We start from the raw sequence: 21558 nt of genomic DNA, 5'->3' as shown, positions 1-21558 counted from the left end.
CCGCATCGGGTTCACGCTGCGCGGAAAAGGTGACTGATGGAGAGCTGTTGGCTCCAGCCTCAATTGCCGGCCCGGTGACATACCGTGGGTGGCGGGAGATATCGCATATTTGCTGGCAAGCGGTGCGAACAACCCGACGTCGGGTCAGTTCACGGTGCTGCCGGAAGATGTCCCGCCCCGCATGAGATCCGCCAGCGCCTCGCGATCGGTGACATCGAGCTTGATGCACGCCCGGTACAGATGCCCCTCGACCGTGCGCACCGAGACGGTCAGCCGATCCGCGATCTGCCGGTTCGACAGCCCGGCCGCGACCAGATTCGCGATCTCCCGTTCCCGCGCGGTGAGCGGCAACGGCTGCGCGGATTGCCGCAGCGCCGGGGTGGAGGCTCCGCCGCAGGCGGCGGCGAGCCGGTTGGCGGTGGCCGCGGATTCCAGCAGGCGGCGGCGATCCCCGGCCCGCTCGTGCGCGGACGCGGCCTGCGCGGCGGCATCGGCGGCCGACAGCATCGCCCCGATGGACTCGAATTCCGCTGCGGCGGTGTCCAATCCGTGCCCGTCGTGGGCGGCGACCGCGACCGCGTGCCGGGCCTGCACCTGCACCAGCCGCCCGTCGATGCGCGCCGCCAGATCGGCGAGCCGGCCTGCCACCGTGGCATCGCCGAAGCGGGCGGCGGTGTGCAGCGCCATCGCTTCGACCGCGTGTTGATGCGATCGCGCGGCCAGGTCGGCGGCGCCGATCGCGAGCCGGACCGCGGGTGTCGCGGTGCCTTCGGCGGCGGCCTGCATCGCGCGCGCCAAATCCAGCAGCGCCTCGTACACCGCGCTGTGCCGACCGCCCCGGAAGGACGCCGCCGCAATGGCTTCCGCGGCGTCGGCGGACCGCCCGAGCGCCGAATAGGCCTCCGCGAGGCGCAGCTGGGCCGGGAACATCCAGGCCGCCGCGCCCTCGGTGGTGAGCGCGGCGAGGGCCTGCTCGAGATTGTCGATGCCCTGGGGGAACTTGCCCTGCGCCACATCCACGGTGCCCTGCAGGATCTTGGCCAGGCCCCAGGCCAGGTATTGCCCGGCGGAGGAGAACGGGTAGGGCCGGTTGGCGCACCCCCGTGCGGCTTCGAGTTCGCCGGTGAAGGTGAGCGCCAGGACTTCCGCGTGCGTGAACATGAACCGGTTCAAGCCGTCGATGTGCGGTTCCACGGCGTGCCCGCGGGCCGCGTACTGCCGGGCCGCCTCGCCGCGCCCCATGAGCGCCAGCGCGAGGCCGCCGCCGAACGCGGCCCAGTACACCGCCCACGGCGGCGCCTCGGGCGTGGACATGACCGATTCGGCGAGGGTGAACGCCTCCTCGATCCGGTTCTCGTTGACCGCGCACGCGGAGGCCAGGCCGTCCAGTGCCGCAATGATTTTCGGGTGGCTGACCCGCTTGCGCACCGAGGCCAGCACCTCGTCGGCGCGGTCGGCGTCGCCCATGGACCACAGCAGATTCGCGACCCGGGTGCTGCCCCAGCGGGCCAGCTGGACCTCGGTGAGCTGGTCGGGGTCGAATCCGGCGAGGGTGCGTTCGGCCTCGATGCGATGCCCCTGCCAGAGCAGGGCGCGGGCGAGCAGATCGGCGGCTTCGACGCCGCCCTGTCGTTCCACCGCGGCGCGCGCGAACCGTTCTCCCAGCGGCAGATTCGCCAGGCTGATGGCGTCGGCGGCTGCGGCCTGGAACAGCTCCAGGTCCGCGGATTTATCGCTGTCCAAGGCCAATTCGGCGAGCCGGATGCGTTCGGAGGCGGAGTTGACGGGCCGGTCCTTGAGCGAGGAGTACAGCCGCCCGCGCAGCCGCCGCGCCGACGCGATGCCCAGCCGCCGCCGGATCACCTCACCGAACAGTGGATGGTTGTAGCGCACCAGCAGCTGGTGTCCGTTCTCGACAATCCTGATGAGCCCGCGGGTTTCGGCCGATTCGACGGCTTCCTCGCCCGCGATCTCGGCTAACACGTCCAGGTCGATGGGCTCGCAGAAGGTGAGCAGTTCCAGCACCCGCAGCACCGATTCGGGCAGCTGTTCCACCCGATCCTCCAGCAGCGCCGCCAGTTCCGAGGTGACGGCGGCCCGCCCGCGCAGCTGCCACACCCCGTTGACCTGCCGCAGCGTGCCCGCCTCGAGCGCGCCGTCGACGAGGTGGCGCAGGAAAAGCGCGTTGCCGCCGGAGGATTCCCACATCAGGTTGGCGGTGAAGCCCTCCAGCTGCCCGCCCAGCATGGATTCCACGAGTTCGACGCTCTGCCGCTGGGTGAACGGCTTGAGGTCGATGCGCAGCAGATGTCCGTCCTTCCACAGCGAGGTGATGGCGTCGGGCACCTGCACCCCGCTGCGCACGGTGGCCACGATGTGGGCGGCCTTGTCGATGGCCAGCTGCAGCAGCAGGGTCGCGGAGAGCTGGTCGAGCAGATGGGCGTCGTCGACGCCGATGATGGTGTGCCCGTCGGCGAGCAGCGCCTCGCGGGCGGCGGCCATGAAGGTCACCGGGTCGTGGGCGGTGTACACCCCCACCATGTGCGCGAAGACCCCGAGCGGAATGCTGCGGGCGGATTCGGTGCCGGCCACCCAGCGGACAGTCCCCGCGGAGGCGGTGGCCATCCGCGCCAGCGTGGTTTTCCCGACCCCCGCGTCACCCGTGAGCACCACACCGACGAAGTCGCCGCCGGTGAGCGCCGACCTGATCGATTCGAGCTCGTTCTCCCGTTCGACCATCGGCCAATTCCGAGCCATGGATCAACTGTAGTTCGCCGGGCCCGCCCCGGCGGTCGGAACGCGGGCCTGCGAGCTGCGGTTTTTATTCGTTGACCAGCCGCAATCCGGGAGTTCGGGCGTGTCGCCGGTCGACCAGCCAGATCATGACCGTCTGGTCTGCCGCCGGATCCAGGGTCTCCACTTCGACCTCCACCTCGCCGCGCAGCGGGTGCTGCAGGCGCACCACGACGGAACGGAAGTCGGTGAGCCGGTGCTCACGCCAGCGCCGCTCGAACTCGGGATTGCGGCTCAGGGTCTCGATGGTCCCGGCGACCGACGGGTCGTCGGGGAACCGGGTGGCGGCGGCCCGCAGCGCCGAGGTGGCCATGTCGGCGACGTCGGGCCAGTTCAGGAAGGTTTTCCGGGCGGCCGGATGGTCGAAGACGTAGATCGCGAAGTTGTGGTGCGCCTCGGTGTCGAACATGCCGAGCGGTTCGGTGAAGTCGCGGAAGGACGGGTTCCAGGTCAGCAGGTTCAGCCAGCGGCCGAGCACGAAGGCGGGCGTGGGCTGCAGCGCGTCGATGACGGCCTGGATGGTGTCGGAGACCTGTTCGCGGGCCTGTCCGGCGGCCGGGCAGGAGGCCTTCTGTTCCAGGCTCAGGGCCAGCTTGCCGAAGTGGTGTTTCTCGACTTCGTTGAGCCGCAAGGCATCCGCGAGCGCGGCGAGCACGGCGGTGGAGGGGTTGGTGTCGCGTCCCTGTTCCAGCCGGGCCAGGTAGTCTGCGCTGACTCCGGCGAGCGCGGCCACCTCCTCGCGGCGCAGGCCGGGTGTGCGCCGGCGACGGCCGCTGGGCAGGCCCACGTCCTCGGGCTGCAGCTGGGCGCGTCGGGCGATCAGGAACTCGGCGAATTCGGAACGGGACACCCTTTCCATACTGCCTGGTCCGTGTCCCGTTATCCCAGCCCTGCCAGTCCCCGGATAACCACGGTGTGGATAAACGGACCGGAGTCCACTTACGGTAGGTGACATGACGACTTCCGAGCAGACCACCCTCGCCCCCGGCTCCTGGACCCTGGACGCCGCCCACTCCTCGGTCAACTTCACCGTGAAGCACCTGGGCATCTCCAAGGTCCGCGGCCGCTTCAACCGCTTCGAGACCGGCTTCGTGGTCAACGAGGCCGGCGAGGCCGCCATCGAGGCCACCATCTACTTCGACTCCTTCGACACCGGCAACGAGATGCGCGACGGCCACGTCCGCAGCGCCGACATCCTGGATGTCGCCAACCGCCCGCACCTGACCTTCCGCATCCCCGAGCCGATCGCCCTCTCGGAGGAGTTCGAGGTCACCGGTGAGGCCACCATCGGCGGCATCACCAAGCCGGTCACCCTCGCGGTCGAGTGGGGCGGCGTGCAGGTCTTCCCGCAGGACAACAAGGAGCACGCGGGCTTCAACGCCACCGGCTCCATCAAGCGCAGCGATTTCGACGTCGCGCCGGGCATGCCGAACGCCATGCTGAGCGACAAGATCGCCATCGAGCTGGACATCCAGCTGGTCGCCCCGTAGTTCCCGAGCCACAACGCCGCATCGGAAAAGTCAACGCCCCCGGTGGAATTCCACCGGGGGCGTTCGGCCGTCTACAGGGAGGTCAGTCGGCCCAGACGTTCTCGATCGGGGTGCCCTCGTTCGGCGGCGGCGTCGGAACCGCGGCCGGAGTGCGCGAGAAGCGCGGCGCCGGGGCGTGCTGCACGACGCCGTCGATCTCGACCAGGCCGGTGCGGGCCTGGATGTGCGGGTTCTGCTCGGCCTCGGTGAAGGTCAGCACCGGGGTGGTGCAGGCGTCGGTGTGCTCGAAGATCGCCCACCACTCGTCGCGGGTCTTGGTCTTGAACTTCTCGGTGAACAGCTTGCGGAGCTGGTCCTGGCCGCCCGGGTCGAGCTGGTTGGGCAGGCCCTCGGGCGAGATCTCCAGGCCCCGCAGCAGTTCGGCGTAGAACTGCGGCTCGATGCAGCCGACGGCCATGTACTTGCCGTCGGAGGTCTCGTAGGTGTCGTAGAACGCCATGCCGGTGTCGAGCAGGTTGGTGCCGCGCTCGTCCGACCACAGGCCGACGCCCTTCATGCCCCAGATCATGTGCGACAGCGCGAGCGCGCCGTCGATCATGGCGGCGTCGATGACCTGGCCCTTGCCGGAGTTCTGACGTTCCACCAGCGCGGCCAGGATGCCGAAGACCAGGAACATGGAGCCGCCGCCGAAGTCGCCGACCATGTTCAGCGGCGGGACCGGCCGCTCGCCCTTGCGGCCGATGGCGTTCAGCACGCCGGTGAGGGAGATGTAGTTGATGTCGTGGCCCGCGCGGTCGGCCATCGGGCCGTACTGGCCCCAGCCGGTCATGCGGCCGTAGACCAGGCGCGGGTTGCGTTCCAGCGCGGCCTCGGGGCCCAGGCCCATGCGCTCGGTGACGCCGGGGCGGAAGCCCTCGAGCAGCACGTCGGCCTTGTCGATCAGGCCGAGCACCTTCTCGATGTCGGCCGGATCCTTGAGGTTGGCCTCGACGATGGTGCGGCCGCGCCACTGCGGGCGTTCCATGAAGCCGGGCAGCATGCCGGGCCGCTGGACCCGGACCACGTCGGCGCCGAGGTCGGCGAGCAGCAGTGCCGCGTGCGGACCGGGGCCGATGCCGGCCAGTTCAACAACCCGGATGCCCGCGAGCGGGCCCTGCTTGGCGGTGGATGGAGTGCTCACGCCCTACCTCGGTTCGTCGTCGAATGCTGCGCACCGGCTCACCCGCCGGTGTTGACGCTATGACAATAACGCGAAGGTTCGGAAGCGCGGAGGGCGCGGCCTATCGATCGATGCGGGGCAGCGGGAGCGTGGCCGGGTGCTGGGGAGCGGGCAGTTCCGAGCGCGGCAGCCGCAGCGTCGGCGGTTCCCCGGTCGAGCGGTTCGCCGCCGGGTCCTCGAAGTCGCGCACCTTGGCGGGCAGGCCGTAGAAGGCGCGAGCATTGTCTTCCAGGACCTTGTGCAGATCCGAGCCCACCGAGTCGGCGAGCAGGGAGATGTCGGCGTCGCGGAAGGGCCGTCCAGCCCGGGTGCCCGGCAGATCGGTGCCGAACATGAGGGCTTCGGGGTTGACGGTGTGGATCTTGCGCAGGGCCGAGCCGACATTCATGGCCACCCGCCCGAAGCCGGAGGCCTTCACCTTGGCTCCCCGGTCGACCAGGTTGAGCAGGTACGGCAGGCAGTCGTCGGACATGCCCAGGTGGTCGATGGACAGCTTGGGCAGTTTGGTGATGACCGGTTCCAGCGAGCCCAGCATGGACCCGTCGATGTAGAGCTCGACATGCCAACCGGCGAGTTCGTAGGCGCGCAGGGCCAGCATGGTGAGTCCGACGATGTCGCCGCCCGCCCGTTTGAGGTTGAACCGGATGGCCCGCACCCCAGCCTTGCTCAGCGCGAGGATCTCGGCGTCGCCAGCGTCGACGTGGAGATTGGTGACGCCGACCCAGCCCTCGCCGAGTTCGGCGAGGGCGGCCAGCAGATAGCTCTGATCGGTGCCCTGGAAGGACCCGCTGACCACCGCGCCACCGTCGATATCGAAGCGGGACATGCGCTTGCGATAGTCGGCGATGGTGTACGGGTCGGGCAGGTAGCCCTCGTTCTCGACCAGCGGGAACCGCGGATCGAAGATGTGGAGATGGGCATCGAACACGTGATCAGCATGCCTCAGAACGGTGACAAGTGTGGACAACCTTGTCCGGCAGGCGGATTCACGCTGGTCAGGACGTCGGGTCGAGTACCGCTCAGGAGGCCTTGTCGGGCTCGGAGGCGGCCAGCATCTCGTCGCGCTCGACGACCTTGACCCGCTCGCGGCCCTGCGGCTCGCCGAGGGCGCGCTCGTGCGCGTCCAGGCGGTACCAGCCGGCCCAGGTGGTGAACGGGATGCCCTTGCCCTCGAGGAACTCGGTGACGGCCTCGAGCTCCGGCTTGGCGGCCGGGGCGAAGTTGGCGGCGTCGTCGAGCAGGCAGGCGATGGTCTCGTTGGCGTCGCCCTTGGTGTGGCCGATGAGGCCGACCGGGCCGCGCTTGATCCAGCCGGTGACGTAGGTAGCGGGCATGTAGCGAGCCGCGCCGTCGGCGTCCTCGTCGATGATCACGCGACCGGCCTCGTTGGGCACGGTGCCGGCCTGGTCGTCGAAGGGCAGGGCCGGGATGTTCTGCGACAGGTAGCCCACCGCGCGGTACACGGCCTGGATGTCCCAGTCCTTGAATTCGCCGGTGCCCTTGCAGTTTCCGGTGCCGTCGAGCTGGGTGCGCTCGGTGCGCAGGCCCACGACCTTGCCGTCCTCGCCCAGGATCTCCGAGGGGTTCTCGAAGAAGTGCAGGAACAGCTTGTGCGGGCGGTTGCCGACGTCGCGGATGGCCCACTGCTCGAGGGTGTTGCAGATCATGTCGACCTGCTTGGAGTGGCGGCGCGCGGCCTCGGAGCCCTCGTCGTAGTCGATGTCCTCGGGGTCGACGATGACCTCGATGGTCGGCGAGTGGTCGAGCTCGCGCAGCTCGAGCGGGGTGAACTTGGCCTGCGCGGGACCGCGGCGGCCGAACACGTGCACCTCGAGCGCCTTGTTGGCCTTGAGGCCCTCGTAGACGTTCGGCGGGATCTCGGTCGGCAGCAGCTCGTCGCCGGTCTTGGCGAGCACGCGCGCCACGTCGAGGGCGACGTTGCCGACGCCGAGGACGGCGACCTTCTCCGCCTCCAGCGGCCAGGTGCGGGCGACGTCGGGGTGGCCGTCGTACCAGGACACGAAGTCCGCGGCGCCGTAGGAGCCGTCCAGGTCGATGCCCGGCACGCCCAGCGCGCGGTCGGCGTTGGCGCCGGTGGAGAAGATGACCGCGTCGTAGAACTGCTGCAGGTCCTCGAGGGTGATGTCGACGCCGTAGTCGATATTGCCGAGCAGGCGGACCTGCGGCTTGTCGAGCACCTTGTGCAGCGCGGTGATGATGCCCTTGATGCGCGGGTGGTCCGGCGCGACGCCGTAGCGGATCAGGCCGAAGGGCGCGGGCATGCGCTCGTAGAGATCGATGCTCACGTCCGCGTCGGACTTCATCAACGCGTCGGCGGCGTAGATGCCGGCCGGTCCGGCGCCCACGATCGCAATGCGTAGCGGGCGGGTCCCTGCACTCTGTTCGGTCATTCTTCCGCGCACCCTTTGGGTCGAAACTAACTTGCCGTCAAAACTCAGCCGTCGTTCTTAGCTTAGGCTAAGTTGACGCTCTGACCTCGGCGGCCTCCGTTGGCCCCCGACGCTGCAGCGTTGCTGCGTAGTCTTGCTATTCCCGCGCTGGGGCGGGAAATTCTGCTGATTCTATCGATGGCACGCGGCGGCCCGCACAAGGGGACCAGGCATGATCTACCCATGAGCGACGCCGAGGAGACCCCGATCCGGATCGACCAGAACGAGACCCGCAGCATGTGGCCGTTCCTGGTGGCGGCGGGAATCATCGCGGCGGTGATCCTGGGAATCGTGGTCGCGTCGGTCGTGTCGCCGGTTGAGAAGAATGTCACAGATTCCGATCGGCTCTCGCTGGCGGCGACCAAGTTCGTGATGGCCCGCAACGACACCGGGAAGTACGACCCGGTGCTGTCCTGCAAGGGATTCGACGAGAACGCCTCGCCGCTGAAGGCGGCCACCGCGACCGGCGGCTCGATCGCCTTCGACAAGCTGACCGACGCGTCCGTCACGGGCGACCAGGCCACCGCGCAGGTCACGTTCACCGTCGCCGGGGCGCCGTCGACGTCGACGTGGCACTTCGCCAAAGAGAATTCCCGCTGGTTGGTCTGTAATTCGTGACAACGGCCGAATGCTCCGCCGGGGTTTGACAGTGGGGACGGTTCTTCGGCAATCTCAATCCCAGGTCATGAGTACCAGCGCCAAGCCCCGGCTGGCTGGTCGGCAACCCTCCTCCGCGGTGGGGTGCTCCGGGTGACGACCTGGCCTCGCATCGGACAGCGGTGCGGCAAGTGCGGATTCTCAGGAGGTACAAGTGAGCTACGCAGGTGACATCACGCCGAAGCAGGCGTGGGAGTTGTTGCGCGACAACCCCGATGCGGTCCTGGTGGACGTGCGCACCGAGGCCGAGTGGCGGTTCGTCGGCGTGCCCGACACCAGCGGCATCGGCCGTCCGACCGCGCTGATCGAGTGGGTCGACGTCACCGGTACCCCCAATGCCCGGTTCGCCGACCTGCTGAAGCAGTCGCTGGCCGACCGGACCTCGGACTCGGACGCGCCTGTCATCTTCATCTGCCGCTCCGGCCAGCGTTCGATCGGCGCGGCGACCGCCGCCACCACGCTCGGCATCACCCCCTCGTTCAATGTGGTCGACGGCTTCGAGGGTGCGCTCGACGGCCAGGGCCACCGCGGCAGCACCGGCTGGCGCGCCGACGGACTTCCGTGGAGGCAGTCATGATCACCGGCGGCTCCTTCGAGAAACCGCTCCCCGAGGGCGTCGGCCCCGCCACCCAGGCGGTGCGCGGCGGCACCCGGCGTTCCGGCTTCGACGAGACCTCCGAGGCGCTGTTCCTCAATTCGGGTTTCGTCTACGAGAGCGCCGAGGCGGCCGAGGCCTCCTTCACCGGCGATATCGAGCACTTCGTGTACTCGCGCTACGGCAACCCGACGGTCGCCATGTTCGAGGAGCGGCTGCGCCTGATCGACGGCGCGGAGGCCTGTTTCGCGACCGCGTCGGGCATGTCGGCGGTGTTCACCGCGCTGGGCGCGCTGCTGTCGGCCGGTGACCGGCTGGTCGCGGCGCGCAGCCTGTTCGGTTCCTGCTTCGTGGTGGCCAACGAGATCCTGCCGCGCTGGGGCGTGGAGACGGTGTTCGTCGACGGCGAGGACCTGAACCAGTGGGAGCAGGCGCTGTCCATTCCCACCCAGGCCGTCTTCTTCGAGACGCCCTCGAACCCGATGCAGACCCTCACCGATGTGCGCGCGGTCTCGGATCTGGCGCACGCGGCGGGCGCGAAGGTGGTGCTGGACAACGTCTTCGCCACCCCGCTGCTGCAGCGCGGCTTCGATCTGGGCGCGGATATCACCGTCTACTCGGGCACCAAGCACATCGACGGCCAGGGCCGGGTGCTCGGCGGCGCGATCCTGGGACCGCAGGACTACATCGACGGCCCGGTGAAGAACCTGATGCGCCACACCGGTCCGGCGCTGAGCCCCTTCAATGCCTGGACCCTGCTCAAGGGCCTGGAGACGATGCCGCTGCGCCTGCGCCAGTCGGTGGACTCGGCGTTGAAGATCGCCCGGTTCCTGGAATCGCATCCGGCGGTGGCGTGGGTGAAGTACCCGTTCCTGTCCTCGCATCCGCAGTACGAGCTGGCCAAGCGCCAGATGTCGGGCGGCGGCACGGTGATCACCTTCGAGCTGAAGGCCGGCGACAACGAGGCCAAGAAGCGCGCGTTCGAGGTGCTGAACCGGCTCCGGATCATCGACATCTCCAACAACCTCGGTGACGCGAAGACGCTGATCACCCACCCGGCCACCACCACCCACCGCGCGATGGGGCCGGAAGGCCGTGCGGCCGTGGGCATTACCGATGGCGTGCTGCGCATCTCCATCGGCCTGGAGGACGCGGAGGATCTCCTCAACGATCTGGATCACGCACTGAGCTGATCCGAAGACTCTCCGACAAGGGCCGGAACCCGCTGGGTTCCGGCCTTTTTCGATGACCACTCCGGGGGCGTCGCCGCTGCCGCGCGGGCCCGGCTCAAACGCCCCCGTGACGGCGGCTCGTCGAGCGAGCTACGAACATATGCTCTCCCGCATGTCGACCTTTTCCATGCCCGACCTCTTGTCCTACGCCGACGTGGACGCCCGCCTGGGCGGCGTGCTGTCCGCCGAGTTCGAGGGAGCGGGAGACGAGCCCGACGATCCCACGGTGCTGTTCTTCGACGGTGACCTCACCCTCGACGGGGATTTCCTGTCCGCCGTCGCCGAGCTGCGCGGTGTGGACGCCGACGGCGACAGCGATGTCGCGTTGATCGTGGTGACCGGTGATCTGACGGTCAACGGTCACGTTGTCGGCCAGCTGACTACGGATCTCGCCGTATCTGCTGGTAGAAGGCAGCCACTGCGCGGCGGATCGGGCGCGCGAACCCATCCCGGCGGCCTCGGAACCCACGCGCTCGGTGATATACCAGCAGGGCATGGCCGCCAGCGGCGACCTCTGCACGCCTCAGCAGGTCATCTGGAACGGGAAGCACGGCGGTGACGTGACGGTCGGCGGCGCGGGTACGACGGTCGAGGGGACCACGGTCGTATCCGTCGGAGTGGGGGTGGTTCCCATGTGGGTGAGGGTCAGCACGACCAGGAGCAGGACCACACCGCCGGCGATCACCGCGAAGGCCCACAGCATCGGGATGGGTGAGGCACTGCGGTAGCCGTGGACGTACAGCGACGTGTAGCGCCCCGGCCTGGTCGGGCGGCGACGGTAGCCCCTGCCTGTTATTCGCCGCGGAGAATGCCGTGCCGCTCCATACCCCATGAGCGGCAGTATGACTCGGGTGCCCGACACGATCGGGCCTGATCGGTGCGAGATGTCCGGAAGACGTGATGAGCGGATCCGTCCACCGGTCCGGCGCGCGTCAGAGCTTCGCGATCAGCAACCCCGCCAGTCCGATGATCAGTCCCAGCCAGTAGGTCCAATGGTGCATGACTCGCCGTTGAAAAGTGAAAGCCTTATCAGCGAAGGTCGCCATCACGTTCTGGTCCCAGGCGACGTTGATGAACCGGCCCATGAATCGCGACGCGTGCAGTCCTGCGCCGAGGTAGATGACCATCATCGCTGCAAGGCCGGCCTGGAACGCGGGCTTGTCGGCGACAGCGAACGTGCTGCCGAGAAGCCCGATCGCGGCGGGCGTGGCGAGGTACAGGCCTATATGGAACTTGATGTAGTCGTACATGAGTTTGGCTTGTTCACGGCGACTCGCGTCGTCGACGCCCTCGGGCCATGCGCTGCCGTCGAGGAAAGTCCGCACCGACTGTCTCAGGTGCTGCATGGTTCGATGCCTCCCAGTCCAGTGGTCCTGAACGAGATACCTGCCCCCGACAGCCTAAGAGCAGCAGTCGATCCGGGATGCTGAACGAGCCGCGATTCGAGCCCGCGCCATGCGCCGAGCGCCAGCCAGCACCGTCCGACAGCTGTTCGGAAAACGACGGTCAGCAGTCCGCACACCGTCCGGCGAACTCTCAGGGTTGGTCGGATGGTCATGTGGCATGGTCACGACCATGACGACGCGTGCGGGTTGGTGGCCACGACCGGGATTGGTATCGATCACTGTGATGATCGTGCTGGCGGCGTGGGTCGCCGCGATCGGGGAGCTGACCGACAATGTCGTCGATCGCGACGGGTTGACCCGTATCGACCCGGGCTGGCTGGGCTGGGTTATTGCCCACCGGGCACCGGACCTCACCGCGATCGCGCGGCTGCTCAGCGACGCCGGCGACACGATGTCCATGCTCGCGGTCGCGCTCACCGCCAGTGCGGTGCTGGCGTGGCGGCGGCGGTGGAACGAAGTCGCCACGGTGATCGTCGCGACAGCGGGCGCCGGCGCACTGGTCCTCATCGGCAAGCATGTGGTGGGCCGATCGCGTCCACCGGTGGTCGATCACCTGGTCACCGAGACCAACCAGTCCTTCCCGTCGGGCCACAGCCTGAGCTCGCTCGTCGTGCTCGGCGCGGTCGTCGCCATCGCGGTCACCCATCTGCGGGTCCGGGCGCTGCGAATGGTCCTGGTCGCCCTCACGGCAGGCTTGATCGCCGCGATCGGATGGTCGCGGCTGTACCTGGGCGTGCACTGGCCCACCGACATCCTCGCGGGCTGGCTCGTCGGCGGCCTCTGGCTCACCGCCTGCCTGATGACAGCGCACCGGATCCGACGGCGAGAGCAGGATCGGGCCGTGCGGTAGCGCCAGCCGTTCGAGGGGTCCGCGGCGTTGCAGGTAGGTCAGCGTGCGCGGGGCGAGCTCAGGATGAGGTGTGCAGGCGCCGCGGAAGCGTTGGGGAGTCGAACGCGGTGAACAGTAAGGCGCACAGCAGCATCGGTGGGAGTCGGCGTCCGGGCCAGCGGACCATGATGTACCTCCGAGCAAGTGAGAGCGGCCGTTATGGTTCCTTGCGGGAAACGCTGTGTCGCTTCTCGGCCGTCAGCGCACTGGTGGCAGCATGAATCCTCACCAACATGCAGGACAGTGCCGAGAGGGTGAAGGGGCCGGTGGACGGGGTTTTCTTCGAGCGGCGCGCGGCTCGGCGCCGGGAGATCGTAGACGCCGCGGCGGCGGTGTTCGCGGAGCGCGGGTATCACGACGCGAACATGGAGGAGATCGCCGGGCGGGTCGGGATCAGCAAACCGATCCTGTACAAGTCGTTTTCGAGCAAGCTCGAGTTGTATCTTGCGGTCTTGCAGACCGCGGCGGACCGGCTGGTGCGCGGGCTGAGCGAGGCGCTGTGCTGGGCTAGCGGGATGGCGTCGACGGCCTCGGCGACCGTCGATGCCTACTTCGATTTCGTCGACGCCCACACCCAATGCTCGACGGTGTTGTTCGGTGCACAGGTGGTCGAGGAGCCGTCGGTGCAGTGGACGGCGCGGCGCGGCAGGGCGCGGTGTGTCGAGGCAGTGTTCGCCGCGATCGCCCCGCGGGCGGCGTGGGAGCCGCAAAGGTCGCGGCTGCTGGCGGTCGCCTTGGTGGGGGCGGCGCAGTCGTGCGCGCAGCAGTGGGCCGCGGCGGGTCGGCCGATACCGAAAGCCGAGGCGGTGGCGTCGGCGACGCGGTTGTGCTGGCGGGGCCTGTCCGGTGTGCGGCTCGAACACCCGGCCGCGCCCGTGACGGCGGGATCCGGTCTCGCCGATCCGGCGGCCGCGGACGAGTTGTGCAGAATGAGGCGCGTGAGTGAATTGAATCCGATTACCGCGTGGAAGGCCTTGCGTGAGGGCAACGACCGTTTCGTCGAGGGCCGGTTGCGGCACCCCAACCAGGGGGCGGCGGACCGGGCGAAGCTCGCCGCGGGTCAGGCACCGTCGGCGATCCTGTTCGGGTGCGGGGATTCCCGGGTCGCCGCGGAGATCATCTTCGACCAGGGCCTGGGTGACATGTTCGTCGTCCGCACCGCCGGCCACGTCATCGACGCCAGCGTGCTGGGGTCGATCGAATACGGGGTCGAGGTTCTGAACACCCCGCTGATCGTGGTGCTCGGCCACGACAGTTGCGGCGCGGTACGCGCCACGATCGACGCCCTCGACACCGGTGCGGTGCCCGGCGGGTTCATCCGCAGCGTGGTCGAGCGGGTGACCCCGTCGATCCTGCTCGGCCGCCGTGAGGGCCTGGGCTCGGTCGACGACCTCGAAGCCCGCCACGTCGCCGAGACCGCGGAGTTGTTGCGGCAGCGCTCGCAGATCATCGCCGACCGGATCGCCGCCGGCGAATGCGCCATCGCCTGTGTCACTTACACCCTCGCCGACGGCAAGGCCAAGCTCAACCGGGTCATCGGCAACATCGGCGAACTGGAATAGGCGTCGCTACCGGCCGGTCGCGTCCGCGCTGGTCGTGTCGTGCAGGTTCGGGATCACGGTGCGCAGGCGGTCGGCGCTGATCGCGCCCGCCCGCACCAGAACGGGCACCGCCCTTGTCACATCCACGATCGAGGACGCCACCGCGGCCGGGGTCGGTCCTGCGTCCAGATAGACCGCGACCTTGCCGCCGAGCATCTGCTCGGCGGCCTCGCAGGTCTGCGGTGAGGGTGCGCCGGTGAGGTTGGCGCTCGACACCGCCAACGGCCCGGTCTCGGCGAGCAGCTCGAGGGCGACCGGGTGCGCCGGCATCCGCACCGCCACTGTCCCACTGGTGTCGCCCAGATCCCACCGCAGCGACGGCTCCTGCCGGGCCACCAAGGTCAGACCACCCGGCCAGAACGCGTCCACCAGATCCCACGCCAGTCGCGGAAGCTCGGCCGTCACACCGTCCAGAGCGTCCGGGGAACCGATCAGCACCGGTGAGGGCATGGTGCGGCCCCGTCCTTTGGCCCGCAGCAGACGGCCCACCGCCGCGGGATGGGAGGCGTCGGCACCGAGCCCGTACACGGTGTCGGTCGGCAATACCACCAGCTCACCACGGCGCACCGCCGCCCCGGCCGCAGCCAGCCCCGCCGCACGTTCGGATGTCCGGCAGTCGTACCACCGAAGCATTCAAGCCCTCCATTCAGCAGTGTCACACCGGCCCCGAACCTATATCCGGCGGCCCTTTCCCGGAACAGGCCCCGACGAAGGATCGAGCGGACTCGTGGCTATGGCGCTGGTGCGGTCATGGCCGGGGCGGCATCTCGCAGTCGAGCAGCTCGTCCAGGGCTCTGCGGTGTAGGACCTCAGCACCTTCACGAACGTCTCGTGGTCGATGTCTCCGTGCACGGGACATCGCCACACGCCGCGGACATCAGGTACCAGTACGCCCACGTACTCACTGGCACGCTGTTGTCGGGTTCGAGAATCGATCGACGGTAGTCCACGCCAGATGTTTGGCCGCCACGCTGACGAACAGTTCGGCCACGATGCCGCGCCGGGTGGCGGCCGGGCCGCCGGAGCGGCCTTCCACGATGGCCAGCTCCACCTCGCAGCGCGGGCTGATGACGGTGAGGTAGCTGCGGCAGCGGATCATCGGCCAGACCTCGGTCTCGGCGGGTGCGGTGTCGAGCACGTTGCACCAGCAGCCGTCGAATCGGCGGACGAATACCTCACCGACGAAGCGCCCCAATCTGTCGATCGACATGCGGTTCTCTTCGGCGAGCACAGCAGCGCGGTCGGGAAATCTGGTGCGCGCCATCGCTATCGCGGCCTGCAGCCCGGTCAGGGTCCAGGGATCGGCGAGGGCGCCCACGGCGGCGGCGTCCATGGTGAGGAACTCATCGAGCGCGGCGGCGTGGCCGGCGCACCATGCCCGATAACCAGGGTTGTCGCAGTCGTGGGCGACGGTGTTGTCGCGCTCGGGAAAGACTTCAGACTTCCGTGCAACCATCCCGATCACCTCGCTTCGAGAACGGCTCCCACCAGGAATGACACCGTAGAAGACGATGCGCTTGAACCGACGCGCCTGACATCGAACGGTTGCAAGATCGGAAATCTAGCGATATATCAGCGATAAGGTGGCCCATAACCGCCCAGGTAGTAAGCACCGAAATCCGACGGAGTTCGCGATACGTCCTGGTAGGACCCGCCAGGGTGGCGTGGAGAACACTAGCGCCGAACCGTTCCCGGAGCACCGCCGATTCACGCGAGAGCCAAGACGGCGAGCCCGATCAGCGCACCGGCGAAAACGACGGTATTACGCACCTTTTGCAGTGTCCAGGTCCACGCCGGAAAGCCGGACTCGGCTACCGCGAGGAGGACCGGGACGTCGATGCGGGCCAATTCCGGATCATCCTTGCGGGCGAAGGCGGCCCGGACCGATTGCACGGCGGTCAGATTGCTGTAGACGATCACCGCATTGCCGAGCAACAGCAGTGCCATGACCGCCCAGTTCACCGGGCGCAGCCAATCGAATCCGGCCAGATTGAGCCCCGCCATGACGACCAGCAGGGTGGCTATGCCGCCCGGCGCCCACCACTCGTGGCCGCTGGCGTCGAAACGCATACCGTTCTCCCGCAGCGCGGTGGTGCGCACACCCTGCCGAGCCAGTTCGGCCTCGGCGCCGGCCATGGCGGCCGTGCCGTAGCGGTTGCGCACGATCGGCATGCTCACGAACGCGGTGGCGGCGGTCAGTTCGATGGCGGCGATGACGGTGTTCACGGTGATTCCCCTCGCGGTGGGCCACGCCCAGGCGGCCACTTGAACTAAGTACAAGAGGAAGATAGCGCTGCACTTGAACTAAGTGCAAGAGTTTTCTTGAACTTTGTAAAAGTCCCAGGTGAGCGCCTAGAGTGACGGCATGCCGCGCGATACGCTCACCGGGGAACTGATCGTCCGCACCGCCATCGAACTCCTCGACGAGGAGGGACTGGACGGACTGAACATGCGCAGCCTCGGCAAACGCCTCGACTCCGCCGCCACGGCCATGTACTGGCACGTCAAGAACAAGGACAACCTGGTCCGGCTGGCCACCGACGAGATCTGGGGTGAGATCGCACTACCCGACCTCGAGGCCCCGGGCTGGCGCGTCGCCGCCGAAACGCTCGCGGACGGGATGTACGCGATGATCACCCGGCATCCCTGGATCGTGCAGGCCCAGGCCGGCTATCTGCACTACGGCCCCAACAAGTCCCGCTACGACGACCACATTCTGGCCGCCTTCGAGAAGGCCGGTTTCGACGATGCCGGGGCCGACCGGGCCGCGGCCACCCTGTTCATGTTCGTCCTCGGCAATGCCGTCGGGCACGCCGCCGACGTGTCCCTGAACAGGCGCCTCGCACGCAAGGGCGAGGACGCCGAAGCCCAACTGGCACAGGCCATGTCCGAGGCCACCGAGATCGCCGGCCGGTACCCGCGACTGCGCCGCCGCCTCGAGAACCCCACCATCGCGAACGATTACAACGCCGCCCCCGAGGCCAGCTTCACCTTCGGCCTCACCGCGCTACTGGACGGTCTGCGCGATCGGCTCACCGACCCTCTCGGCTGAGGCGGTCCGCTCGAACGGGAGCCACCGGCAACATCGGACGCTCGTTGCTGAATGAGCTGCGCGTTCGGCGCCGGGCCGATCAGGGCACTCACCCGTGACACCGCTGGAGCCTTCATCCCGGCCGGGGTAGAGGCAGCCAAAGGCGATCTGGCTGACACCTCGTCGCTGACGGCCGCTCTGGACGGAGTGCGGTCGATGTTCCTGGTGCCGCGGCTCGGACCCGATGCCGAGATCATCGACCGTGCTCGCCGGGCTGGGGTCGAACATGTGGTGCTGGTGTCGTCGATCACTGTGGAGACCCATCCTCACCTCGGCCCTGCCGCCGACAACGCAGCGGTCGAGAAGCTGCTCGAGGCCAGTGGCATGGACTGGACAATCCTGCGGCCGACGCAGTTCGCCTCCAATGCCCTGATGTGGGCATTGACCATCCAAGCGGGTCAACCTGTTCGGACGCCCTATGCCGACACCGGTCTCCTCGCAATTCACCCCACCGACATCGCATCGGTGGTCCGGGTGGCGCTGACGGAGCCCGGTCACCGGCGACAACGGTATGCACTGACCGGCCCGGCGCCGATCAGTGCGCGTCAGCAGGTCGCAACCATTGCCGGGCTGCTGAACCGGGACCTCGAGTTCACCGAGATCACCCGGGAGCAGGCCCGTCCGAGCATGGCCGCGGTCTTCGGCGAAGACGCCGCCGACGCCGTCTTGGACGTGACAGGCGGCGACGTCAACGACGCTCTGCTGCACGTACGCGACACCGTCTCGCGGGTGACCGGATCAGCGGCCAGGACGTTCACGCAATGGGCTGAGGAGAACGTCGACGCCTTCCGGTGAGGGGGTGGTCGAGCGGTTCGGAAAACGGCCGTCTCCCGAACACCGCCACCACGGTGGTGCCGGCGCGAGTCACAACCAGCTCGGGATGAGCCCGCGAACTGGCCGAGTACATCCGCGACAAGGCACCCGCTCGCGGATAGCGCATCGGCAGTGACGAAAGAGGACCCCGGCCGGATACGAGTTGGCGGGGTCCTCTTTCGTGGGCTTCCGCTGTTCGGCGACCTCGCGAGTTAGGCCACAGGTTTGATTCGGCCGGGGACGCGCTGCCGCCCCTGACCGAAATGGTTGCCCGCGCGGCGGTTACCGCTCACGGGCTGGGAACTCGGTGACCCGCAGCGTGCGTGGGCCGACGGTGCCACTGGCCGGTCACCGATCGACGTGACCGAGCCGGTCACGTCGATCGGATCGTCAGCCTGCTGGCCACTGACCGGTGGAGAGATAGGTCTTCGCCACCCACGCGGGATCGGGGAACCGGCCGGACTCCATGTAGCAGTCGAAGGTCCAGTCGCGTGCAGAATCGTCCCACTTGCTGAAGTCGGCGGTCGTCAAGCCCTTGCCTGCCTGCTTCTCATACTCCGCACTGACGGCGCGCCGCCATTCGTCCCACTTAGCAAGCCTGGCGTCGAGGCGGGCCTTAAATACGGCCACAGCATCGCGCTCGGCCTGGGCCTGAGGCCCGTCCATTTCGAACTCAGCGATCTCGTTGTACATGGTTGCGCCAGCCGCGTTGCGCATGGTGGTCTCCACGAGCACCACGCCGCCCTCGCGGAAGGGGCCGGGACTGATGTTGGACGGCACGACCAATGACCAGTTGCTGCTGGTGTCGCCGACCTTCAGCCCCTTGAGCTCGGCTCTGCCGGTACCGCCCCCGTCGCCGTCGGCGACGTAGAGCTCCACGGTCACCGTGGTGGATTCTCTGTTCCGGACGATTCCACTGACCTTCACCTTGTCGCCGAGCGACTCGGCCTTGGTCGGTAAGGCTGACCCCATCGCACACTCCTATCCGTAGACCGCACCGACATTGCTGCTCCTCGCGCGCAGAGCGCGCACGAGCGGCTGACACGAAGCACCGAACCTACGACCGAAATGTCCTCACCACGGACGATACAACCGGCAAGAGCCGCAACGCGTGTGGCGGGGCGGGTCAGGTGCCGAGTCCGAGACGATGCGGGAGTGTTCGGAAAACGATCGTCTGCCGATTGCGAACACCTCGCCGGCTCCGGATCCGTTTCCGCAGGCCGACCACTCGAAGCGCCCCCGAATTCCATGGGGCTCAACTGGTCTAGGACTTGGCGGGTTGGATGTTGGACTCAACCGTGCCGCGGCGCGACACGAGGGGCTGAGCTCAGGATGAGGTGTGCAGGCGCCTGTAGCTGGTCGTGATCCAGGGGTTCGGCCCGCAGGCCTCAGCGACGGAGTCGACGGTGATCAGGTCCAGGGGGCCGCAGACTTCGAGTAGGCGGTTCACGCACCGCGGTCCGGTGACGACGCACAGCGCGCGGTAGTGCTCACGGGCGTGGGTGTCGGCGTCGAGGAGGGCCTGTAAGCCCGGGAGACCGAGAAAGGCCAGCCGCGACAGGTCCACCACGACCAGTCTGCCGGTGGTGGCGAGCGATTCTCGCAGGTGTTGGCGCAGTTCGCCGACGGTGGTGCAGTCGATCTCTCCGGTAATGGTCACGATCGTGATCGACGGCGAGGGTCGACTGTGGGTGATGTGCATCAGGGTGCGCGTCCGGTTCGGCGTGACTCCAGCCGATCCTGGCGAGGTGATGAATGAATCCGGCATCAGGATCAAATCCCTTGTCCGACTGCGGGTGACGCCCCCGAGAGCGACCGCAAACGAATCGCCATTGCCATAAAGGCGCAGGCTGGGCTGTTTGTTTCAACCGAGGTCAGTGTATTCCGGACCGCGGGATGCTCGGAACAGATCGGCGGCGGAGTCGGTGGTGGTCACGAGCAGCCGCGGTGGTCGCTACGGAGCTGGTCGCGTTCGGCGGTGAGCGCGGCGTTGGTGTCGCGCAGCGCGGTGTTGGCGTCCTCGAGGTCGAGGATCCGCGCGATCGCGACCAGGTTGATTCCCTGCACGCTCAGGGCGGCGATCCGCGCGAGCCGCGCCAGGTCGTCGTCGCTGTAGCGGCGGGTGCCCCCCGAGCTGCGGGCCGGGGTCACCAGCCCGTGTTGCTCGTAGAGGCGCAGCGAATGCGCTCCCATTCCGGCCAGCTCGGCGGCCACCGAGATCCCGTACACCGCCTGCCCCGGGCCGGGCCGGCGGCCGGGCGGGTGATGGTCGTGTCGATCCGGCAGCATCCGGACTCCTCTCTCGCAGACTCCAGATTACCTCACCACGATGCTTGCACTCTTCTCATCAGAGTGCTAAAACAAATCTAAGCCAGATGACACAAGTTATCTGAGTTCCCTTCGATCGAGAATGGAGTGAATGGGAGGTGGCGACCATGCTGATGCGTACCGATCCCTTCCGTGACCTGGATCGCCTCACGCAGGCGGTGTTCGGCACCCCGGCCCGGCCGGCGGTGATGCCGATGGACGCCTGGCGCGAAGGCGACGAGTTCTTCGCCGAATTCGACCTGCCGGGCATCGACCCGGACTCTCTGGACCTGGATGTCGAACGCAATGTGGTGACGGTGAAGGCCTCGCGCCCGGACCTGGATCCGGGCCGGTCGATGATCGCCGCGGAACGCACCCGCGGGGTGTTCTCCCGCCAGCTGTTCCTGGGTGAGAATCTCGACACCGACGCCATCCGCGCCGACTACCGCGACGGGGTACTGCGCCTGTCGATCCCGGTCGCGGAGAAGGCCAAACCCCGCAAGATCGAGATCACCCGGGCCGAGCCCGACCGTCAGGCCATCGACGCCTGATCCCGGGTCTGTCTCATGGCGACGACGGGGTCAGGTGATGACCGCACCGACTGGTACCAGTGCCACGCAACCCCTGTGGCTCGATGCACGGCTGCTCGCGCTCGATCCCGACATCGAGGAACTGTTCGCCGAGGTCGACGACATCCTGCGCGGTGCCGCGCCCCGCGCCCCGCGGCCGGGTCCGAACCCGGTGCCGGCGACGTGGTCGCGCCGGTCCGGGCGGGAGCGCATCGGACAGTACGCCCGCCCGTGCCCCCGCGCCACAATCCGGGCCCGGTTCCACCGGTTCCGCGCGGTCCTCCGAGTCCGGGGCGGCGTGGCGGCCCGAATTCGACATCGTGAACGTTGCAGGAGGTGATGCCTATCGCCCGACAGCTCAATCGATCCGTGTGGGAGGCGGGACGCGGCGACCCGGAGCCTGCACCCGGCACCGATCCCTGACCCGACCGGGTGTGCACAGCCAC

Annotated in this window: 23 protein-coding genes, 1 pseudogene and 1 riboswitch; of the genes and pseudogenes, 11 read left to right on the top strand and 13 right to left on the bottom strand. The window is 68.1% G+C overall.

The window, feature by feature from the left end; genetic code table 11:
* Nucleotides 1–144: 144 nt before the first annotated feature.
* Nucleotides 145–2757, bottom strand: coding sequence for a LuxR C-terminal-related transcriptional regulator (locus tag ACQPYY_RS32465; RefSeq protein ID WP_433592106.1), 2613 nt, complete (start codon nucleotides 2755–2757; stop codon nucleotides 145–147).
* A gap of 64 nt (nucleotides 2758–2821) precedes the next feature.
* Nucleotides 2822–3652 (bottom strand): helix-turn-helix domain-containing protein, encoded by an 831-nt coding sequence (locus tag ACQPYY_RS32460; RefSeq protein WP_433592105.1) that lies wholly within the window; start codon nucleotides 3650–3652, stop codon nucleotides 2822–2824.
* Between the two features lie 94 nt (nucleotides 3653–3746).
* Here ACQPYY_RS32460 and ACQPYY_RS32455 point away from each other — a divergent pair, with 94 nt between their 5' ends.
* Entirely contained in the window at nucleotides 3747–4283 is a 537-nt protein-coding gene (locus ACQPYY_RS32455) for a YceI family protein (protein WP_379274717.1), read from the top strand.
* Between the two features lie 82 nt (nucleotides 4284–4365).
* On the opposite strand, the gene ACQPYY_RS32450 is transcribed toward ACQPYY_RS32455, so the two are convergent.
* The 3 genes from ACQPYY_RS32450 to ACQPYY_RS32440 all read right to left on the bottom strand — a co-directional run bounded on the left by ACQPYY_RS32450 (nucleotide 4366) and on the right by ACQPYY_RS32440 (nucleotide 7913).
* Nucleotides 4366–5463, bottom strand: coding sequence for a CaiB/BaiF CoA transferase family protein (locus ACQPYY_RS32450; RefSeq protein ID WP_433592104.1), 1098 nt, complete (start codon nucleotides 5461–5463; stop codon nucleotides 4366–4368).
* A gap of 100 nt (nucleotides 5464–5563) precedes the next feature.
* The gene (locus tag ACQPYY_RS32445; RefSeq protein ID WP_433592103.1) at nucleotides 5564–6430 is read right to left on the bottom strand and encodes an amidohydrolase family protein; all 867 of its coding nucleotides are present in this window, start codon (nucleotides 6428–6430) and stop codon (nucleotides 5564–5566) included.
* 91 nt (nucleotides 6431–6521) lie between these two features.
* Entirely contained in the window at nucleotides 6522–7913 is a 1392-nt protein-coding gene (locus ACQPYY_RS32440) for an FAD-dependent oxidoreductase (RefSeq protein ID WP_379102404.1), read from the bottom strand.
* A gap of 222 nt (nucleotides 7914–8135) precedes the next feature.
* Between ACQPYY_RS32440 and ACQPYY_RS32435 the strand changes: the two genes are divergently transcribed.
* From ACQPYY_RS32435 to ACQPYY_RS32420, 4 genes are all read left to right on the top strand, one after another.
* Nucleotides 8136–8570: an Rv0361 family membrane protein gene (locus tag ACQPYY_RS32435; RefSeq protein ID WP_379102402.1), complete on the top strand. Its 435-nt coding sequence runs from the start codon at nucleotides 8136–8138 to the stop codon at nucleotides 8568–8570.
* 63 nt (nucleotides 8571–8633) lie between these two features.
* Nucleotides 8634–8749, top strand: a riboswitch (SAM riboswitch).
* 14 nt (nucleotides 8750–8763) lie between these two features.
* Nucleotides 8764–9186 carry a rhodanese-like domain-containing protein gene (locus ACQPYY_RS32430; RefSeq protein WP_379102400.1) on the top strand — a complete coding sequence of 141 codons (423 nt, stop codon included), beginning with the start codon at nucleotides 8764–8766 and terminating at the stop codon, nucleotides 9184–9186.
* Nucleotides 9183–10397, top strand: a complete 1215-nt coding sequence (locus ACQPYY_RS32425) for an O-succinylhomoserine sulfhydrylase (RefSeq protein WP_433592102.1) — start codon at nucleotides 9183–9185, stop codon at nucleotides 10395–10397. The genes ACQPYY_RS32430 and ACQPYY_RS32425 overlap by 4 nt, the downstream gene beginning before the upstream one ends.
* Nucleotides 10398–10548: 151 nt before the next feature.
* Nucleotides 10549–10995, top strand: coding sequence for a hypothetical protein (locus ACQPYY_RS32420; RefSeq protein ID WP_433592101.1), 447 nt, complete (start codon nucleotides 10549–10551; stop codon nucleotides 10993–10995).
* On the opposite strand, the gene ACQPYY_RS32415 is transcribed toward ACQPYY_RS32420, so the two are convergent.
* Nucleotides 10960–11268 carry a hypothetical protein gene (locus tag ACQPYY_RS32415; protein WP_433592100.1) on the bottom strand — a complete coding sequence of 103 codons (309 nt, stop codon included), beginning with the start codon at nucleotides 11266–11268 and terminating at the stop codon, nucleotides 10960–10962. The genes ACQPYY_RS32420 and ACQPYY_RS32415 overlap by 36 nt on opposite strands.
* 100 nt (nucleotides 11269–11368) lie before the next feature.
* Entirely contained in the window at nucleotides 11369–11782 is a 414-nt protein-coding gene (locus ACQPYY_RS32410) for a hypothetical protein (RefSeq protein WP_433592099.1), read from the bottom strand.
* A gap of 229 nt (nucleotides 11783–12011) precedes the next feature.
* Here ACQPYY_RS32410 and ACQPYY_RS32405 point away from each other — a divergent pair, with 229 nt between their 5' ends.
* The 3 genes and pseudogenes from ACQPYY_RS32405 (at nucleotide 12012) to ACQPYY_RS32395 (ending at nucleotide 14293) form a co-directional block, all read left to right on the top strand.
* Nucleotides 12012–12692 carry a phosphatase PAP2 family protein gene (locus ACQPYY_RS32405; protein ID WP_433592098.1) on the top strand — a complete coding sequence of 227 codons (681 nt, stop codon included), beginning with the start codon at nucleotides 12012–12014 and terminating at the stop codon, nucleotides 12690–12692.
* A 272-nt stretch (nucleotides 12693–12964) separates the two neighbouring features.
* Nucleotides 12965–13558: pseudogene (locus ACQPYY_RS32400) on the top strand (TetR/AcrR family transcriptional regulator); the annotation flags it as partial.
* A gap of 111 nt (nucleotides 13559–13669) precedes the next feature.
* A complete protein-coding gene (locus tag ACQPYY_RS32395) occupies nucleotides 13670–14293 on the top strand; it encodes a carbonic anhydrase (RefSeq protein WP_433594781.1) in 624 nt (207 codons plus the stop codon).
* 6 nt (nucleotides 14294–14299) lie between these two features.
* Here ACQPYY_RS32395 and ACQPYY_RS32390 read toward each other — a convergent pair whose 3' ends face one another.
* From ACQPYY_RS32390 to ACQPYY_RS32380, 3 genes are all read right to left on the bottom strand, one after another.
* Entirely contained in the window at nucleotides 14300–14965 is a 666-nt protein-coding gene (locus ACQPYY_RS32390) for an L-threonylcarbamoyladenylate synthase (RefSeq protein ID WP_433592097.1), read from the bottom strand.
* Between the two features lie 268 nt (nucleotides 14966–15233).
* Nucleotides 15234–15788, bottom strand: coding sequence for a hypothetical protein (locus ACQPYY_RS32385; RefSeq protein ID WP_433592096.1), 555 nt, complete (start codon nucleotides 15786–15788; stop codon nucleotides 15234–15236).
* A 251-nt stretch (nucleotides 15789–16039) separates the two neighbouring features.
* On the bottom strand, nucleotides 16040–16558 hold the full coding sequence (locus ACQPYY_RS32380) for a hypothetical protein (RefSeq protein ID WP_433592095.1): 519 nt from the start codon (nucleotides 16556–16558) through the stop codon (nucleotides 16040–16042).
* 139 nt (nucleotides 16559–16697) lie between these two features.
* Here ACQPYY_RS32380 and ACQPYY_RS32375 point away from each other — a divergent pair, with 139 nt between their 5' ends.
* Nucleotides 16698–17384 carry a TetR/AcrR family transcriptional regulator C-terminal domain-containing protein gene (locus ACQPYY_RS32375; RefSeq protein ID WP_433592094.1) on the top strand — a complete coding sequence of 229 codons (687 nt, stop codon included), beginning with the start codon at nucleotides 16698–16700 and terminating at the stop codon, nucleotides 17382–17384.
* A gap of 51 nt (nucleotides 17385–17435) precedes the next feature.
* Nucleotides 17436–18218, top strand: a complete 783-nt coding sequence (locus ACQPYY_RS32370) for an NAD(P)H-binding protein (protein WP_433592093.1) — start codon at nucleotides 17436–17438, stop codon at nucleotides 18216–18218.
* Between the two features lie 408 nt (nucleotides 18219–18626).
* Here the strand turns inward: ACQPYY_RS32370 and ACQPYY_RS32365 are convergent, their stop codons facing one another.
* The 3 genes from ACQPYY_RS32365 to ACQPYY_RS32355 form a co-directional block, all read right to left on the bottom strand.
* Entirely contained in the window at nucleotides 18627–19208 is a 582-nt protein-coding gene (locus tag ACQPYY_RS32365) for a hypothetical protein (protein WP_433592092.1), read from the bottom strand.
* A 355-nt stretch (nucleotides 19209–19563) separates the two neighbouring features.
* Nucleotides 19564–20004: an STAS domain-containing protein gene (locus ACQPYY_RS32360; protein WP_433594780.1), complete on the bottom strand. Its 441-nt coding sequence runs from the start codon at nucleotides 20002–20004 to the stop codon at nucleotides 19564–19566.
* Nucleotides 20005–20168: 164 nt separating this feature from the next.
* Entirely contained in the window at nucleotides 20169–20525 is a 357-nt protein-coding gene (locus tag ACQPYY_RS32355) for a MerR family transcriptional regulator (protein ID WP_357281193.1), read from the bottom strand.
* A gap of 146 nt (nucleotides 20526–20671) precedes the next feature.
* Between ACQPYY_RS32355 and ACQPYY_RS32350 the strand changes: the two genes are divergently transcribed.
* Nucleotides 20672–21094, top strand: coding sequence for an Hsp20/alpha crystallin family protein (locus ACQPYY_RS32350; protein ID WP_433592091.1), 423 nt, complete (start codon nucleotides 20672–20674; stop codon nucleotides 21092–21094).
* Nucleotides 21095–21558 lie beyond the last annotated feature (464 nt).

Source organism: Nocardia sp. CA-145437 (genome assembly GCF_050956485.1).
In the GTDB taxonomy this organism is placed as follows: domain Bacteria; phylum Actinomycetota; class Actinomycetes; order Mycobacteriales; family Mycobacteriaceae; genus Nocardia.
Note: the sequence above shows the minus strand (reverse complement) of the source record. Positions and strands in the feature narration are given on the sequence as shown.

Excerpts from the sequence above, each read along its gene's own strand:
- ACQPYY_RS32405 (WP_433592098.1), top strand. The coding sequence starts at position 12,012 with ATGACGACGCGTGCGGGTTGGTGGCCACGACCGGGATTGGTATCGATC.
- ACQPYY_RS32420 (WP_433592101.1), top strand. The coding sequence starts at position 10,549 with ATGTCGACCTTTTCCATGCCCGACCTCTTGTCCTACGCCGACGTGGAC.
- ACQPYY_RS32425 (WP_433592102.1), top strand. The coding sequence starts at position 9,183 with ATGATCACCGGCGGCTCCTTCGAGAAACCGCTCCCCGAGGGCGTCGGC.
- ACQPYY_RS32440 (WP_379102404.1), bottom strand. The coding sequence starts at position 7,913 with ATGACCGAACAGAGTGCAGGGACCCGCCCGCTACGCATTGCGATCGTG.
- ACQPYY_RS32435 (WP_379102402.1), top strand. The coding sequence starts at position 8,136 with ATGAGCGACGCCGAGGAGACCCCGATCCGGATCGACCAGAACGAGACC.
- ACQPYY_RS32385 (WP_433592096.1), bottom strand. The coding sequence starts at position 15,788 with ATGGTTGCACGGAAGTCTGAAGTCTTTCCCGAGCGCGACAACACCGTC.
- ACQPYY_RS32465 (WP_433592106.1), bottom strand. The coding sequence starts at position 2,757 with ATGGCTCGGAATTGGCCGATGGTCGAACGGGAGAACGAGCTCGAATCG.
- ACQPYY_RS32360 (WP_433594780.1), bottom strand. The coding sequence starts at position 20,004 with ATGCCGGATTCATTCATCACCTCGCCAGGATCGGCTGGAGTCACGCCG.
- ACQPYY_RS32415 (WP_433592100.1), bottom strand. The coding sequence starts at position 11,268 with ATGGGGTATGGAGCGGCACGGCATTCTCCGCGGCGAATAACAGGCAGG.
- ACQPYY_RS32355 (WP_357281193.1), bottom strand. The coding sequence starts at position 20,525 with ATGCTGCCGGATCGACACGACCATCACCCGCCCGGCCGCCGGCCCGGC.
- ACQPYY_RS32350 (WP_433592091.1), top strand. The coding sequence starts at position 20,672 with ATGCTGATGCGTACCGATCCCTTCCGTGACCTGGATCGCCTCACGCAG.
- ACQPYY_RS32455 (WP_379274717.1), top strand. The coding sequence starts at position 3,747 with ATGACGACTTCCGAGCAGACCACCCTCGCCCCCGGCTCCTGGACCCTG.
- ACQPYY_RS32370 (WP_433592093.1), top strand. The coding sequence starts at position 17,436 with ATGAGCTGCGCGTTCGGCGCCGGGCCGATCAGGGCACTCACCCGTGAC.
- ACQPYY_RS32410 (WP_433592099.1), bottom strand. The coding sequence starts at position 11,782 with ATGCAGCACCTGAGACAGTCGGTGCGGACTTTCCTCGACGGCAGCGCA.
- ACQPYY_RS32390 (WP_433592097.1), bottom strand. The coding sequence starts at position 14,965 with ATGCTTCGGTGGTACGACTGCCGGACATCCGAACGTGCGGCGGGGCTG.
- ACQPYY_RS32365 (WP_433592092.1), bottom strand. The coding sequence starts at position 19,208 with ATGGGGTCAGCCTTACCGACCAAGGCCGAGTCGCTCGGCGACAAGGTG.
- ACQPYY_RS32375 (WP_433592094.1), top strand. The coding sequence starts at position 16,698 with ATGCCGCGCGATACGCTCACCGGGGAACTGATCGTCCGCACCGCCATC.
- ACQPYY_RS32460 (WP_433592105.1), bottom strand. The coding sequence starts at position 3,652 with ATGGAAAGGGTGTCCCGTTCCGAATTCGCCGAGTTCCTGATCGCCCGA.